The sequence below is a fragment of the Kitasatospora sp. NPDC056181 genome, from assembly GCF_042266225.1.
Taxonomy (GTDB): Bacteria; Actinomycetota; Actinomycetes; order Streptomycetales; family Streptomycetaceae; genus Kitasatospora.
In genome coordinates, this window is the sequence record NZ_JBHJUK010000023.1 from 57,083 (window position 1) to 74,856 (window position 17,774).

Consider the following 17,774-nt stretch of genomic DNA (forward strand, 5'->3'; position numbering starts at 1 on the left):
GTCAGCGACCCCCGTTGTCCGTGGTACGGCCGGCGTCGTCGAACGACCGGCGGATGTGCTCTGCGGCGGCTTCCATGCCGAGGGAGTCGCTCAGGTAGCTGTCGAGGACGTCGTCCAGCAGTGCGTCGGGCTGTGCGTCGGGCCGTGCGTCCGTCCGTGCGTCGGGCCGTCCGTCCGGAAGGCCCGCCGCCACCGCGCCGGCCCCGTCCTCGGGACCGTCGATCCGCTTCTCGGCGATCCAGTACCGCTCCCGGGCGAAGGGGTAGGTGGGCAGCGGGACGACCCGGGCCGTGCGCCCCGGGTGGAGGCTGCGCCAGTCGAGCTCGAAGCCGTTCACCCAGAGGTCGAGCACCTTCGCGTACTTCCCCTTCGCGATCCAGGCTTCGAGGATCGCGCCCATGTCCTCGTCCGCGGTGAGCGCGGAGAGTGCGCGGTCCTGGCGCTTCACCCGGCCGCGGTGCAGCCCCTCGGCCCGCTCGGGGCGCTCCAGGAAGCCCTGGAGACGCTCCCTCAGCTCGCCGAGGGAGCCGACGACCGTCCCCAGCCGCTCGGGCATGGCCTCGCGCCCGGTCTGCAGCGTGTGGGCGACGTCGGTGACGGACACCCCGCGCAGCTCCGCGGCGGGCAGCCAGCGCAGCAGCGCCGCGGCCTGCTCCCGCAGCCGCTCCTCGTCCTTGGCGGAGAGGACGACGACGGCGGGGCCGTCGGCCGGACCGCCCGCGGCGGCCGGCGCCGCCGGGACGTACTCCTCGATCACCACGTGCGCGTTGGCGCCGCCCGCCCCGAAGGACGAGACGCCCGCCCGGCGCGGGACCTCCGTCGTGACGCCGTCCACGGTGACCACCGGGCGCTTCCACTCCGCCTGCTCGCGCTGGACCACGAACGGGGTCGACGCGAAGTCGATGTGCGGGTTCAGCTCCTCGGCGTGCAGGCTGGGCGCCAGCTCGCCGTGCTGGAGCTGGAGCACGACCTTCAGCACGCCGGCGATGCCCGCGGCGGCCTCGGCGTGGCCGATGTTGCTCTTGGCCGAGCCGATCGCGCAGTACTGGACGTCCCGGGTGTCACCGGAGAACGCCCTGGTGAGGCCGTTGATCTCGATCGGGTCGCCGAGCGCCGTCCCGGTGCCGTGGGCCTCGATGTAGCTGACCGTGCGGGCGTCGACGCCGGCCCGGTCGAGCGCCTGGCGCACGACCCTGCCCTGCGCCACCGGGTTCGGCACGGTGTAGCCGTTGGTCGTCCCGCCGTGGTTGATGCTCGTGCCGCGGATGACGGCGTGGATGTGGTCGCCGTCCCGCTCGGCGTCCTCCAGTCGCTTGAGGACGATCGCGCCGACGCCCTCGCCGGGGACGAAGCCGTTTCCGCCGAGCCCGAAGCTGCGGCACTTCTCCTCGTCCGCGAGCATCTGGAGGTTGCACAGGTTGAGGTAGCTCGACGGGTGCAGGTAGAGGTTCACCCCGCCCGTCACGGCCAGCTCGCAGTCACCGCGGAGCAGGTGCTCGCAGGCCTCGTGAAGAGCTGTCAGCGAGGAGGAGCAGAGCGTGTCGACCGGCATGCTCGGGCCGTTCAGGTTCAGCTTGAACGAGACCCGGTTGGCCGCCGAACCGAACGAGGTGTACGGGTAGGTCGTGTCGCCGCGGCGCCACCGCTCGGGCCCGTAGAGGTTGTGTCCGGCGCGCGTGATGCCCACGAAGACACCGACCCGGCCGTCGAAGTCCCGCTCGATGCGCGCCCGCGTGTAGCCCGCGTCCTCGAACGCCTTCCAGGTCTCCTGGAGGAACAGGCGCTCCTGCGGGTCGATCTCCATCGCCTCGTTGGGCGTCATCTCGAAGAACAGCGGGTCGAAGTCGGCGAAGCCGTCGAGGAAGCCGCCCCACTTGCTGTAGCTCTTGCCCTCCGCGGCGGCCTTCTCCTTGTCGGGTTCGTAGAAGCCGTCGAGGGGCCACCGGTCGGCGGGGATCTCGGTGACGGAGTTGCGGCCGGACCGCAGGTTCTCCCAGTACGCGTCCAGCGTCTCGGCCTGCGGGAACCGGGCGCTCATGCCGACGATCGCGATGTCGCCACCGCGCTTCGGCGCGGGCTCGGGTGCGCCCGCCGGCGCGACGGCGGGCGCGGGCGCGACCGGCGTGGTCCGCACGGGCACGGCGGGCGCGGCGGACGCCGCGGCCACCGGGGTCACCGGGGTCACCGGGGCCGAAACCGGCGTAGCGGCCGGAGCAGCCACGGCAGCCGGCGCCAGGCCGATCGCTCGCTCCAGGGCCTCGTCCTGCCGCCCGGCGAAGTGCCCGGTGAGCTCCTCGATCGTGCGGTACTCGAAGAAGAGCGTGCTGCTGACCTCTCCCAGGTCCTTCTTGAGGTTGTTCAGGAGCTGGAGGATGAGGATCGAGTCGATGCCGTAGGCCGACAGCGGCTCGCGGGCGTCGATGGACCCGGCCGGGATCAGCAGGGTCCGGGCGACCAGCTCCCGCAGGTACGTCCGCATCGCGTCCTTGAACGCCGCCTCGTCCACCCGCACGGGCTGCGGGGCGGCCTCCGGCTCCGGCTGCGCGGCGGCCGGCGCCGCGGGGCGGGCCCCGGCGGGCGCCACGGGCAGCGGCCCGGCCTCGGCGGGCGGCTCGACGCCGTCCGCCTGGCGGATCACGCCGTCGCTGAAGGCGACGACGACCTGCTGGCCGAGCGGGTGCGCGTCCCGGGCGGGGAACTCGACGGCCGCGAAGCCCTCCCACTCCAGCACGGAGCGCCACATCGCGGGTTCGAGGCCCGGGCCGCCGGCGTCCCGCAGCTCCGGGTCGTCGTACAGCCACCAGCCGTCCAGGAGGGCGAAGGTCAGCATGCCGAACACGGTGTAGCCGTCGATCTCGTTGACCACGACGGCGCCGCCGGGCCGCAGCAGGGCCTTGCTGTTGCGCAACGACACGCGGATGTCCTTGGTCGCGTGCAGCACGTTGGTCGCGATGACGAGGTCGTAGCCGCCCTCCTCGAAACCCTGCTCCGCCACCGGCCGGCCGGCGTCGTAGAGCTCGGTGCGCAGGAACGGGTTCTCCGCCCCCCACTGCTGCCTGCCGTGGATGAGGAAGGCCCGCGAGAGGTCGGTGTAGCAGTACTCGCCGATGTGCTCCGTGTACGGGCGCAGCCGGCGCATGACCGTGGCGGTGGTGCCGCCAGTGCCGGCGCCCACCTCCAGGATGCGGAACCGCGCGCCGGGGTCCTGCGCCAGCCGGCGCTCGACCAGGGCGACGGTGCAGTCGCCGACGACGTCGTTGAAGTAGTCGGCGATCATGTTCCGCTTGTAGATGCCCTCCACCAGGTCCAGGGAGGAGCCGGGGAAGATGACGTCGACCGCGGAGGTGGCGCCGGTGAGGATGCCGGTCAGCGCCCGGAGGGTCTTGTCGACCAGGTCCACGGACGCCCGCAGCTCCGGATCGGCCAGCCACGCCTGCTTGTTGCGCTCCCACTCGGCCGCGGTCGCGGCCGCGTCGACGGGGGCGGCGGCGCCGGCGCGGTAGCCGGTGCCGGTCTCGACGAGGTGGCCCTGCTGGACGAAGAGCTTGAGGGTCTCCTGGAGCCAGCGGTCGTACTTGCCGATGATCCCGTTGGCCTGCTGGAAGGAGGCCGCGTCGAAGACGCCGCCGGGGAACCAGCCGCGGCCGTGCAGCTCGCACCAGAGCAGCTTGGCGAGCAGCGCGTCCAGCTCCCGGAGCTTGTCCTTGGCCTGCGTCTCCACCGTGCGCAACGCGCCCTGACGGGAGGGGAGTTCGGGGGTGAGCGGGCCGGCCTGCGCGGCCGCCGGGCTCAGCACCCGGACGGACTCGTGCGCCGAGTAGGCCTCGAACCGTTCCGGCTTGCGGGTGTTGACGTAGACCAGCTGCCCGAGCGGCGCGGCCAGCAGCCGCTCGACCGCGTCCATCGCGAGCGCCGGGTCGATGTCGCCGAGGCCCTCCTGCTGGTAGATCCGCTCCCGGACGTGCTGCGGGACGTCGAGCCCGCTGCCGACGGCGCCCCAGTAGCCCCAGTTGACCACCTTGACCGCGTAGCCGCGCTCCGCGGACAGCCGGTCGGCGAGGGCGTCCTCGAAGGCGTTGCCGGCCACGTAACTGCAGTAGCCCATGGTCTGGTTGATCGACGCGATCGAGGAGAAGAACAGCAGGAAGTCGAGCCCCTCGGCGTCGAAGACCTCGGCCATCCGCACGCTGGCGTCGACCTTGGCGCTCAGGCCCTGGCGGAACTGCTCCTCGCTCGTGTTCGGCAGGCTCTGGTCGACCAGGCCGAACACCGACTGGACGACTCCGTGGACGGTGCCGAACCGCTCCTTGACCTTCTCGTACGCGGCCCGCAGCGACACCGGGTCGGCGGCGTCCGCCGGGACGTACCAGGGCGCGCGGCCCAGGGCACCGAGCCGGTCGATCTTCCGCTGGATGGCGTCGTCCTTCTCGCGTCGGCCGATCCAGACCACCTGGGCGCCGAAGCGGCGGATGACGTCCTCGCTCCACAGCTCGCCGATGCCGCCGGCCCCGCCGAGGACGACGTAGACGCCGCCCTCCTTGTACGGGGTGCGGGCCGGCGCGGGGAGCGCCACCTCGGCCAGGCTGCGGCGGAACCACTGCCCGCCCCGCAGCGCCCGCACCGAACGGGCCGGGGCGCCCAGCAGGACGGCGACGGGGGCGGGTTCGGCCACGCCGAGGTCGAAGGACTTCACGCCCCAGTTCGGCAGTTCCCTGGCCATCACGCCGGCCAGGCCGAGCACCGCCGCGTCGGCGGGGTGCACCGTCTCGCCCTGGAGCACGGACTGGGTCTGCCGGGTCACGACCGTCCAGCTGAGCTCCTCACCGCCGTAGCCGAGCGCGAACAGGGCCTTGGTCAGCCTGAAGAAGGCGACCACGCCGGTGTCGGTGCGCTGCAGCAGTGCGGTGGCCCCGGCCGTCGCGGCGGCGTCGGCCGGCGAGATCCAGACGAGGTGGCGGACGGTGCCGATGCGGCGCAGCGCGGCGGTGAGCGCCTCGACGCTCCGCGTGTCGCCGTCGGTGAGGAAGTGCGGGGCGGCGCAGTGGGCGGCGACGGCGGCGCGCTCGTCGGCGTCGCCGCCGACGACCACCACGTTGCCGTCCAGGACCAGGCCGTCGGCCGGCTCGGCGCCCTGGCCGGGGGCCGGCTCGCGGACCCACAGCGGTGCCAGCGACAGGTGGTCGGCGTCCTCCGGGCCGGTGGCGCGTGCGGAGGGCAGGGCCGCCGGGACGGGGGCGGCGGGCAGGGCCGGGCGCCGCGTCACGGCCTCCTCGGGCAGCCAGTAGCGCTGCCGCAGGAAGGGGTAGGTCGGCAGCGGGACGCGCAGGTGCGCCCCGGCGGGGAAGAGCCGCGCGTACTCCAGCTCGTAGCCCTGGAGGTAGAGGTCGCGCACGGCTTCCAGTTGTTCGGTCCGGGCCGTCCCGGCCGCGCCGTCGGCGCACTGCCGGATGCAGCTGTTGCCGAACTGCTCCAGGGAGGTCTGCGGGCGCGGCGCGTGGTCCGCGAGGTCGGCGACGCGCACGTGCTCCTCGCGGCCGTCCGCGAGCCACTCGCGCAGGCGCGCCACCAGCTCGGCGGTGTCCCGGGCGACGCAGGCCAGCCGGACCGGGCAGTGCCGGCGGCCCAGGAGCAGCGTCAGGGCGACGTCCCCCAGCCCGGTCTCCGGACGGCCGGCCAGGTGGTCCGCCAACTGGGTTGCCTGGGTGCGCAGTTGGTCGAGCGAGAGGGCGGACAGTACCACCAGGTGGCCGTCCGCGGCCGGCCCGGTGCGGAGCCGCTCGGGGGCCTCCTCGATCACCAGGTGGGCGTTGGTGCCGCTGAACCCGAACGAGCTGAGGGCGGCCAGCCGCGGGCGGCCCGGCTCGGCCGTCCACTCGCGGTGGACGGTGTTGACGTAGAACGGGCTGCCCCGGAAGGCGATGTGGGCGTTGCCCTGCTCGAAGTGGAGGGAGCGCGGCAGCTCCCGGTGGTGCATGGCGAGCAGGACCTTGGCGAGGCCCGCCACCCCGGAGGCGGGCGCGGCGTGCCCGATGTTGGTCTTCACCGAGCCGATCGCGCAGTACTCCTGCTTGTCGGTGTAGGAGCGGAACGCCCGGGTCAGCGCCTGGAACTCGATCGGGTCGCCGAGCTTGGTGCCGGTGCCGTGGGCCTCGACCAGCTGGATGCCGGCCGGGTCGATGCCGAAGGTGTCGTAGACCGAACGCTCCAGCCGCTCCTGCGACTTCGCGCTCGGCGCGGTGATGCCGTTGGACGTCCCGTCCTGGTTCAGGCCCGAGGCGCGCACCACACCGTGGATGTGGTCGCCGTCGGCGAGCGCGTCCCGCAGGCGCTTGAGCACGACCATGCCGACGCCCTCGCCGGGGACGAAGCCGTCCGCCCGCTCGTCGAAGGTGTGGCACTGGCCGGTGTCGGAGAGCATGCCGGCCTTGTGGGCCGCCAGGTAGTAGTCGGGTGCGCACTGCACCGAGACACCGCCGGCCAGGGCCAGCTCCACCTCGCCGGCGCGCAGCGCCTGGCACGCGAGGTGGATGGCGACCAGGGAGCCGGAGCAGGCCGTCTCGACGGCGATGGCGGGGCCCTGGAGGTCGAGGTAGTAGGAGATCCGGGCCGGGATGATCGCCTCGGCGTTGCCCCACATGGCCTGGGCCGGGGCGTCCTCGGCGGGCGCGGTCAGGTAGTCGCTGATCTGGGTGCCGATGTAGACGCCGCAGTCCCGGCCGCGGACGGCCTCGCCGGCGTAGCCGGCGTCCTCCAGCGCCTTCCAGGACTCCTCCAGCGTGAGGCGCTGCTGCGGGTCCATGTAGGTGGCCTCAAGGCCGGATATCTGGAAGAACATCGGGTCGAAGAGGTCGATGTCGTCCATGAGCGAGGCGTACCGGGGGTGGCCGGCGCCCGGCGAGACGTGCGTGGAGAGGTCCCAGCGGTCGATCTCGCCGACCAGGCTGCGGCCCTCGGCGAGGTGCTGCCAGAGCTGGTGGACGTCCTTCGCGGTGCCGAACCGCCCGCTCAGGCCGATGATCGCGATCGGCTCGGTGGACGGGTCCGCGGCGGCCGCGGGCGCAGCGGGCGCGGGGGCCGCGACGGCGGTGGGCGCAGCGGCAGTGGGCACGACGGCGACGGGCACGACGGCCGCGGGGGCCTCCGGCGCCGGGACGACCGAGGTGGCGACGACCCGCGCGGGGGCGGCCGCCGCGGGGACGACCGCGGGCCGCGGCGCGGGAGCGGCTTCGGGCTCCGCGACGGCCGAGGCGGCCAGCTCGTCGCGGTGGAACTCCACCACGTACCGGGCCAGCCGGCGCACCGAGCTGTGGTCGAACAGGTCGGTGGCCGCCAGCGTGGTGCCGAGCGCGGTGTTCAGGTCCTGCGTCAGGCCGACCCCGAGGATGGAGTCGACGCCGTAGTCGGCGAAGGCGTCCTCCTCGGAGATCTCCCGGCGGTCCAGGCCGAGGGACTGCTCGATCTGCGCGAGGATCGCCTCCCGCACGCGCGCCTCCTGGACCGCGACGGGCGCGGGCGCGGCGACGGCCGGCGTGACGACCGGGGCAACCACCCGGGTGACGGGCGCAGCGGCGGCCGGCTGCGTGTCGGCGGCGCTCCGCGGCAGCAGCGCCCGCGCCTGCCCGGGGAAGGTGTCGGCCACGTAGGCCGCCAGCCGGCGCACCGAGCCGTGGTCGAACAGGTCCGTGGTGACCAGCACCCCGCCCAGGTCCTCGTTGAGGTCCTGGATCAGCTGCACCCCGAGGATGGAGTCCACCCCGTAGTCGGAGAAGGCGTCCTCCTCGTGGACCTCGCTCGCGGCCAGCCCCAGGGACTCCTGGATCCGCGCGACGATCGCGCGCTGCACGTACGCCCGCACCTCGCCCTCGCTCACCTCCGGCGCGGCAGGCAGGGTCTGCCCGGCCTGCCCGGTCTGCACGGTCTGCGCGGCCTGCGGCGCGGCCACGGCGGTGGGCGCGGCGGCGAGCGGGGCGGCGGGCACGGCCGCACCGGACCGGGCCACCACGATCTGGTGGCCCGCCTCGTGCACCGCGGCGGCCGGGAAGGCGACGGGGCCGAAGCCCGCCTCCTCCAGGACCGTCCGCCAGCTCGCGGGCGCCAGGCCGGGGCAGCCCTCGATCCGCAGCTCGGCGTCCTGGTAGAGCCACCAGCCGTCGAGCAGACCGAAGGTCAGGTGCAGGAAGAGCGTGCGCGCGGCCATCTCGTTCAGGACGAGCTCGCCGTCCGCACCCAGCAGCGCCTTGGCGTGGCGCACGGCCGCCCGCACGTCGCGGGTCGCGTGCAGGACGTTGGTGGCGAGCACGATGTCGTAGCCGCCCTCGGTCACGCCCTGCTCCGCGGGGCCGCGCTCCACGTCGAAGAGCTCGAACCGCACGTACGGGTGCTCGGCGCCGAACTCCTTGCGGCCCTTGAGCAGGAAGTACTTGGAGAGGTCGGTGTAGCGGTACTCGGCGATGGCGTCGCGGTACGGCGCGAGTCGGCGCAGCACCTTCTCGCTCGTGCCGCCGGTGCCGGAGCCGATCTCGAAGATCCGCACCCGGCGGGCCGGGTCGCGGTCGAGCAGGGCCGCCACCCGGGCGGCCACCTGGTCCGCCATGATCTCGTTGAGGGCGTCGGCGCTGTCGCAGTGCCGGTAGACGCCCTCCACCAGGCTCATCGACGAGCCGGGGAAGACGACGTCGGTCGCGGGCCGACGGCCGGTGAGGACCTCGGGGAACGCGCGGACCGCCGGGTCCAGCAGGGCGATGTAGGCGTTGGCGCCGTTGCCCTCCCGGCACAGCGCCTCCCAGCGCCGCCACACGGCGTCACCGTCGGCCGGGGCCTTCGCGGTCGGCGCGTAGTGCCCGGCACCGTCCTCGCGGTACTCCAGGTACCCGTGGCCGGCCAGGATGCGCAGGCTCTCGTCGAGCCAGCGGTCGTAGCCGCCGCCCGGCTTCAGCGCGGCCCGGAGCCCGGTGACGGAGCCGCCCTCGGCCCTCAGCCCCACGGCCCGCAGCTGGGTGAACAGCAGCTCGCAGAGCAGCTCGTCGTCGAAGCCCCGGGCGCTGCCGGAGTCGGCGAGGACGCGCCGCAGCTGGTGCTCGTCCGCGGTGCGCACCGCGTCGGTGGCACCGGCAGCACCGGCAGCACCGGCAGCACCGGCGGTGACGACCGCCGGCTTCGCGGCCCGCTTCGGGGTCGTGGTCTTCTCCACGGCGAGCTGGTCGAACGGCCCGGAGAGCAGCACGTCCAGCGCCGCCATGCCCTCGGCGGGCTCGATCGAGCCGATGCCGTCGAGCTCCATCCGCCGCTGGTAGGCGTCGGCGGCGACGACGCCGACGCTGCCCCAGTAGCCCCAGTTCATCACCTTCACGGTGGCGGGCCAGGTCTGCTGCAGGAGCCGGGCGAAGGCGTCCTTGAAGACGCAGCCGCAGACGTAGTTGCTCTGGCCCGCGGAGCGCTGGAAGGAGTTGAGCGAGGAGAAGAACAGCACGAAGTCCAGCGGCTCGCCGACGAAGACCTGGGCCATCCGGACGCTGACGTCCACCTTGGCCTGCACCGCGGCCCGGAACCGGTCCTCGGTCATCCGCGCCACGCTCTGGTCGAGCAGGGCGATGGCCGAGTGGACGACACCGTGGATCTGCGGGAAGCGCGCCTTGACCCGGGCGACGGCGGCCGCGAGGGACTCCCGGTCGGTGGCGTCGGCCTGGAGGTACCAGGGCGCGGGGCCCAGCAGGGCCAGCTCGGCGATCCGGGCCCGGATCGCCTCGTCCTCGGGGCGGCGGCCGATCCAGACCACCTGCGCCCGGTAGTTGCGCACGACGTGCTCCGTCCAGGCCGCCCCGAGCCCGCCGGCGCCGCCGATGACGACGTAGACGCCGCCGTGCTTGTACGCCGTGGCGTCCTCGCGGGCCGCCTCCTCGGCCGGCACGGGCACCAGGGTCTGCCGGTACCACTGCCCGCCCCGGTGCGCCCAGGTGGCCGCCGCCGGCTCCACCGGGAGGTCGAGCGCCTCCCGCAGGACGGAGTCGCGCAGCTCCTCGACGTCGGCGAGGCGGACCCGCCAGCGCGGGTTCTCCTTCGCCAGCGAGCCCAGCAGGCCGTGCACACCGGCGTGGGTCGGGTCGACCCGGTCGGTGTCGCCGACGAACTGGCTGCGGACCGTCACGGCGGTCCACTCCAGGGCCCGCTTCTCGTAGCCGAGCGCCAGGAGCGCCTTGGCCAGCCGGAACCCGGCGTAAGCGCCCTGCTCCTGACGGTCGATCAGGTCATCGCTCTCCGGCCCGGACGGTGCGGCGCCGCCCGCGACCCAGACCACGTGGTCGTAGACCGCGCCGCCGCGCGCCAGCCGGGCCCTGAGGCCGTCGACGGTGTCGCCCGCCCGCAGCAGCAGGACCTCGACGCCCTCGTGGCCGGTGAGGACCGAGCCCAGCGCGTCCGCCTGGTCGCCGACGAGCAGGATCCTCCCGCCCGGGGTGCGCTGCGCCGCCGGCGGGAACGGCGGCTGCGCCTGCTCCCAGCCCGGCTTCGTCAGGGTGAGCCGGCCCTCGGACGCGGCCGGGGCGGCGACGGGCAGCGGCTGGGCGGCGCGCTTGACCGGGCGGGTGCTGAAGGCCCTGATCCGCACGCTCACGTTGCCCTGCGCGTCGCACAGGTCGACGTCCAGCTTGTCGCCGCCCTGCGCCGAACCAGCCTGTCCGGCCGGACGCTCGCTGCGCCGCAGCCACGCCCACATGGTCGGCGTGCAGGGCCCGAGGATCTCCAACTCCTCCAGCGCGTACGGCAGGTGGGCACCGTCGACGGCGTCCAGCAGGCCGATGGAGGCCTGCAGGGCGGCGTCGAGCAGGCTGGGGTGCAGCCCGAAACGGTCGACGCCGTCCTCCGCCGCCCGCGGCAGCGCCAGCTCGGCGAGGACCTGCCCCTCACCGGCGAAGATCCGCACCAGGCCCTGGAAGGCCGGACCGTACTGGATGCCCTTGCGCCGGTAGGAGGCGTACGCCTCGGCGGCGTCGATCTCGTAGGAGCCGCACTCGGCCCGCAGTCGCGCGAGGTCGAGCGGGGCCGGGCTCGGGGTGTCGCCGACGAGGATGCGGCCCTGGCTGTGCACGGCCGGCTGCGCGCCGGCCACCGGGGCGAGGATCCGGTAGCGCACCCCGGAGGTGTCCGGGTCGAGCTCGACCTGAACGTCGGACGGGGTGTCACCGACCTTGACCGGCCGCATCCAGACGACGTCCCGGATCACCACGGTGCCGGGCCGCCCGCCCTGGTCCGCCCGGGCGGCGGCGTGGGCCGCGCGGGCCAGCTCCAGGTGCGCCACACCGGGGAGGACCTTCTCCCCGGCCACGACGTGGTCGCGCAGGAAGAACTCCCGGCCGGTGAGGGTCGTCCCGGCCGGCCGGCCGGGCTCCGCGGAACGCCGCAGCAGCGGGTGGCCGGCCGCGGCCGCCGCCTGCCGGGCGGCGTCCTGCTGCCACAGCCGCTTCCTGGCGAAGGGGTAGCCGGGCAGCGAGACCGGGGCCGGGCGCCGGCCGCCGAACAGCCGGAGCCACGCGAGGTCGTGCCCCTGGCAGTAGGCCTTGGCCACGGCCCGCAGCGCGTCCGTGTAGAGCGCGCCGTCGTGGTGCAGCCGGGCCGCCTGCTCCAGCAGGCGGTCGCCGGCCTCGCGCACCTCGTCCTTCGGCGCGAAGCCCTTGGGCACCCGCGCGGTGAAGACGTCGGGCGCCTGCCCGTCCCGGGCCCACTGCCGCAGCAGGCCGACGGCCTCGGCGGCGTCGCGGGCCACCACCGCGCAGCGGTGCTGGAAGTGCGGCCGGCCGTCGAGCAGGGTCGCGCCGACCTCGCGCAGGCCCTGCGGGCGGGTGGCGTCCTCCAGGAAGTCGATCAGGTCGGTGACGCGCTGCCGCAGCGACTCCTCGGACTTGGCCGACACGGCCAGGAGGTGGGCGGTCATCGTCGCGGCCTCGTCCTCGTTCTGCACCGGATAACTCTCCACAACCATGTGTGCGTTGGTCCCGCTCATACCGAACGAGCTGACGGCCCCGACGCGCCGGCGCCCGGCGCGCTCGGGCCAGGCCCGGTTCGCCTTGTTGACGAAGAACGGGCTGTCCTTCCAGGCGATGTACTCGCTCTCCTGCTCGCAGTGCAGGCTCGCCGGGATCGTCTCGTGCCGCATGGCCTGGACGAGCCCGATGAGGCTGACGAGGCCGGAGGCCGCGAGCGTGTGCCCGATGTTCGACTTGACCGAGGTCAGGGCGCAGTACTGCTGCTTGTCGGTGAAGCCCTTGAAGGCGTCGTTGAGCGCGTTGATCTCCACCGGGTCCCCGAGCCGGGTGCCCGTCCCGTGCGCGACCACGTACTCGACGTCCGCCGGGTCGACCCCGTACTGGCGGTACGTGGAGCGCAGCAGCTCCGTCTGGGCGTCGCCGTTGGGGGCCGTGATGCCGTTCGACCTGCCGTCGTAGTTGATGCCGCTGGCGCGGATGACGGCGTGGATCCGGTCCCCGTCGGCGACCGCCGCGGAGAGCTTCTTCAGGACGACGACGGCGACGGCCTCGCTGAGCACCATGCCGTTGGCCCGCTTGTCGAAGGCGTAGCAGACGCCGTCCTCGGAGAGCATGCCGGCCTGCCGGGTGCCGTCGAGCAGCTGCGGGGTCGTGATCAGGCTGATCCCGGCGGCGAGGGCGGTCTCGCACTCGCCGTTGCGGATGCTCGCGCACGCCTGGTGGGCGGCGACGAGACCGGAGGAGCAGGCCGTGTTGAGGGCCATCACCGGGCCGTTGAGGTCCAGGAAGTAGGACAGCCGCGCGGCGAGGATGCCGTCGTGGTTGGCGGTGATGCTGCCGGTGCCGCGGGCGAGGTCGCCGTAGTCGCCCTGCTCGACGCCCACGAACATGCCGACCCTGCGGGTGGTCGCCGGCTTCCAGCCCGCGTCCTCCAGCGCCCGCCACGACTCCTGGAGGAGCAGCCGCTGGCGCGGGTCCAGGCTCTGCGCCTCCTTGGGGGAGAGTTCGAAGAACAGCGGGTCGAACTCGTCCGGTCCGGACAGCTGGCCGACCCGGAACGCGCCGAACGGGCTGTCCTCGGGCTCGCCCCAGAGGGCGAGGCGCTCACGGCTGACCGGGGTCACGGTGTCGCGGCCCTCGGCGAGGACGGACCAGAGCTGGTCGACGTCGTCCGCGCCGGGGAAGCGGCCGCTCATGCCGATGACGGCGATGGCGTCGTCGTCCGCGTTCCCCCCGGACGCCGTCCGGGCGGCCGGCTCGGGGCGGGTGCCGCCCGCCTGCTGTCCGGCCGTGGCGGCCTCGACGGCGGCGATGGCCTCGACGGCCCCGTCGACGGCGGCCTGAGCGGCAGTGACGGGCTGAGCCGCGGTGACGGGCCGGGCCGGTGCGGCGGGCCGGGCCGGTGCCGGTTCGGCCGCGGCCCGGTCGAGTGCGGCCCGGAACCAGTCCGGCTCCGCCACCTCGGCGGCGGTGGCGGGTACGGTGTCGTCACCACCGCCGTAGAACGCGGCGAGGACGTCCTGGTGCTCGGCCGCGAAGTAGCCCCTGAGCTTGCGCAGCGTGGAGTGGCTGTAGAAGAGCGAGGGCGAGACCTCGACGCCGTAGTGCGAGCCGAGCCGGGCCGCCAGCTCGGCCAGGCTGACCGAGTCGAAGCCGTAGTCGGAGAGGTTGTCGTCCTCGTAGATCTTGTCGAGGCCGATGTTGACGGCCCCGCTGATGATCTCCCTGAGGTCGCGGTCCAGCCCCTCCTCGGGGCTGACCACCGGCGCGGACGCCGCCGCCGGGGCGGACGGCGCGACGACCGGCTGCGGCTGCGTCAGCCCGAGGAAGCGCACCACCCGGCTGGGCCTGCCCACCAGGATCATGTGCTGCGGGGCGTCCTGGGCCAGCAGCTGCTCGAACAGCGCGATGCCGTCCTGCGTCTCCAGGAAGTCCTGGCCGCTCGACCGCAGGAGCATCGTGGTGGTGTCCTGGTCGAAGCCCATCCCTCCCTCGCGCCAGAGCGGCCAGTTGACGACCACCGTCCGACCGGAGAGCCGCCCGGCCGCGACCAGCGCGTCGCGGTGGGCCGCGTAGGCCATCTGGAAGCGGTTGCCGACCGCGTAGTCGCAGGTGCCGAAGTCACCGATGACGGCCGAGGTCGAGGAGAAGTAGCAGACGAAGCCGACGGGCTCGCCCGCGAGCGCCTCGTCCAGCGCCAGCGTGCCGCGGATCTTGGGCTCCAGGATTCCCGCGAAGGTGCCGGGCTCCTTCTGCAGGACGCTCCCCTCGCCCTGGACACCGGCCGCGTGGACGACGCCGTTCAGCGCGCCGAAGCGCTCGCGCGCCTGCGCCACGACGCGCTTCATGTCCTGCGCGTCGGCCACGTCCGCCTGCACGTACACGGCCCGGGCCCCGGCGGCGGTCAGGCCGTCGAGCAGCTCCTGCCGCGCCGCGTCCAGCGGGGAGCGCCCGGTGAGCACCAGGTTGGCCGCGTAGCTCCCGGCGAGGTGCCGGGCGACGATCATGCCGAGGCCGCCGGCCCCGCCGGTGATCAGGTAGGTGCCACCGCGCCGCAGGGCGCCGGGGCGCTCGGCGAGGGCCACCGGCCGGACCCGGCTGACGAAGCGTCCGCCGGCGCGGTAGAGCGCGCTGACGGCCTTCCCGGTGCGCAGCTCGGCGAGCAGCCGCTGCGTCCAGGCGGCCTCGTCGGCGGGCCGCTGCGGGTCGGCGGCGTCCTGGAGCACGGCCACCACGGACAGCTGCGGCATGACCAGGCCCAGCGACCGCTCGAAGCCGATGTGGGCCTCCAGCAGGGCGCGCTCGACGCCGTCGCGGTACTCCCCCGCGAGCACGAGGCGCCGCGCGGGGAGCTTGGCCGCGGCCACGGCCTGGAGGGTGAGGACGACGTCACCGAAGTCCTCGGCGTCCCAACCGGGCTCCAGCGCACGGAGGTTGACGACCGCGTCGATGCCGGGCCGGTTCGCCGCGAGGTCGCGGAACGCCTCCCGGTAGTCCTGGGGCTCACCGCGCCGGACCTCGTAGGAGTCCGCCGCCACCTTCCGGTAGGCGTCGCCGAAGGCGACGAAGGCCACCGGCAGGGCCGGGTCGAGCGCGCGCACGGCCCGGGCGATCCCGGCCTGGCGCTCCGCCCCGGTGCAGAGGAAGACGACGCCACCGGGCTGCTGGTCGGCCGTGCCGTCCAGCGCCTGCGGCTCCCAGCCCTCCACGAAGGCGAGCGACCGGGTCGGCTCCTCCGCCTCGGCCACGGCGGCCGGGGCGGTGACGGCGACCGTCCGGGCGACCGGAGGCGCGACGGCGACCGACGCGGCAACGACCGGCGCGGCAACCGCCGGCGCGACGGCGACCGGCTCCACCGGGGCCCGGCCCAGGGAGAGCGGCTTCGGCGCGTCCAGCCAGTGGCGCTCCTGCGCGAACGGGTACGTCGGCAGCGGGATGCGGCGCACCTCGGCGCCCCGGGCCAGGGACTCCCAGTCGAGGGCGAGGCCCTTGACCCAGAGCTCGGCGAGCTTCTCGCCCCGGCCGCGTTCGAGCCAGCGCGCCACCACCTCCTGCATCTCCTCGTCGGCCTCCAGGAGGGCGACGGTGTCCTTGTGCGCGCGCACCCCGGCGTGGAAGACGCCCTCGACGTCCTGCCCGCCGTCGAGGAAGGCCCGGAGCTTCTCGCGCAGCGCGTCGTGACCGTCCACGACCAGGGCGAGCCGCTCCTCCATGGCCTCGCGGCCGACCTGGAGCGTGTAGGCGATGTCCGGCAGCGCGGCGTCGCGGCCCTGCTCCGACAGCCAGTCCAGGAGCGCCTGCGCCTTCTCGCGCAGGCGGTCACCGTCCTTCGCCGACAGGGCGACGAGCTGCGGCTGCACGCTGCGGCCGGTCTGCGGCGCCGGCTCCTGCGCGGGGACGTACTCCTCGATGATCACGTGCGCGATGGCGCCGTGGGCACCGAAGGAGGAGACGCCGGCGATCCTGGGCAGCTCCCGCGTCACCCCGTCGACCGTCCGCGTGGGGCGCCGCCACGGCTCCAGCTCCTGCTGGACGTAGAACGGCGTGTTCGCGAAGTCGATGTAGGGGTTGAGCTTCTCGGAGTGCAGGGACGGCGCGATCATCCCGTGCTTCATCTGCAGCAGCACCTTGGTGACGGCGACGACCCCGGCCGCGCCCTCCAGGTGCCCGATGTTCGACTTGACCGAGCCGATCGGGCAGTACTGCTTCCTGGCGGTGTGCTTGCGGAACGCCCGGGTCAGGCCGGTGATCTCGATCGGGTCGCCGAGCGAGGTGCCCGTCCCGTGGCCCTCGATGTAGCTGACGTCCTCGGCCGAGAGGCCGGCGTCGGCCAGGGCGGCCGTGACCATCTCCGCCTGGGCCAGCGGGTTGGGCACCGTCATCCCGTTGGTCTTGCCGCCGTGGACGGTGGCGACGCCGCGGATCACTCCGTGGATGTGGTCGCCGTCGGCGACGGCCTGGTCGAGCGGCTTGAGCAGGACACAGCCCACGCCCTCGCCCGGCACGTAGCCGGTGCCGCCGTCGCCGAACGAGCGGCAGCGCCCGTCCTTGGCGAAGAAGTTCATCTGGCTCAGCGACACGTACTTGTTCGGGTGCAGCGAGAGGTTGGCCCCGCCGGCGAACGCCAGCGACGCGCTGCCGTTGCGGATGCTCTCGACCGCCATGGCGATCGCGTAGAGCGAGGACGAGCAGGCGGTGTCGACGGTCAGGCTCTGCCCGTGCAGGTTGAAGAAGTACGACACGGCGTTGGAGGCCGCCGCGCGGTCGGAGAGGACGACCTCCTGGCCGCTGAGCAGCTGGTACTCGTTCCACATCATGCCGAGGTAGACCCCGACCTTGCGGGCCTTGTCGGCGCTCAGGGTCTTGCGCGTGTACCCGGCGTCCTCCATGGCCTCCCAGGCCGACTGGAGGAACAGGCGGCTCTGCGGGTCCGTCAGCGCGGCCTGGTTCGGGGACATGTTGAAGAACAGGGCGTCGAAGTTCTCGGCGCCGTCGATGAAGCCGCCCCACTTGCTGCTGCTCTTGCCGGGCGTCTTCTCGGCCGCGTAGTGCTCGTCCTTGTCCCAGCGGTGCGCCGGGATCTCCTCGATGCAGTCCTCGCCGCGCTCCAGGACCTTCCAGAACTCGTCGAGGTTCCAGGCCTTCGGGTAGCGGCCGCTGACGCCGATGATCGCGACGTCACGCGACCGCCCGGCGGCCTGCGGGTGCCCCTGCACGGCCGGGGCCGCGGACACCGCCGGTGCGGCCTGCGTCCGGAGCGGCTGCGCCGGCGCGACCGGGGCCGGGGCGGCGGGTGCCGATGCGGCCGGGGCCGGGGCCGGGGCGGCGGGCTGCCCGAGGTCGAGCAGCTCGGTCAGCCGCTCCGCCTGGTTCTCCGAGAAGTACCCCGCCAACTCGTCGATCGTCCGGTACTCGAAGAACAACGTCCCCGGAATCGACTCGAAGTCCTTCCCCAGAAGACGCATCAACTCCATGATCTGGATCGACTCGATCCCGTACTCACCCAACTCCGCAGCAGCGTCGATCCGCCCCTTCGGAATCCGGAACACCTGCGACAGACGGTCCTTCAGGTACTCGACCGTCCGGCCCAGCAACTCCTCCGAACCACCACCCGCAACCACCACCGGCTCCGCGACGGCCACCGACGCCGCAGCCGCAACCGGCGCCGCAGCCACGACCGGGGTCGCGGACTCCCCGAGACCGAGCAGCTCGGTCAGCCGCTCCGCCTGGTTCTCCGAGAAGTACCCCGCCAACTCGTCGATCGTCCGGTACTCGAAGAACAACGTCCCCGGAATC

General features: G+C 73.8%; 1 protein-coding gene. It reads right to left on the reverse strand.

From position 1 onward, the window contains the following. Position 1 precedes the first annotated feature (1 nt). The gene (locus ACFC1F_RS12175; RefSeq protein ID WP_376157521.1) at positions 2–17,761 is read right to left on the reverse strand and encodes an SDR family NAD(P)-dependent oxidoreductase; all 17,760 of its coding nucleotides are present in this window, start codon (positions 17,759–17,761) and stop codon (positions 2–4) included. Between the last annotated feature and the right edge of the window lie 13 nt (positions 17,762–17,774).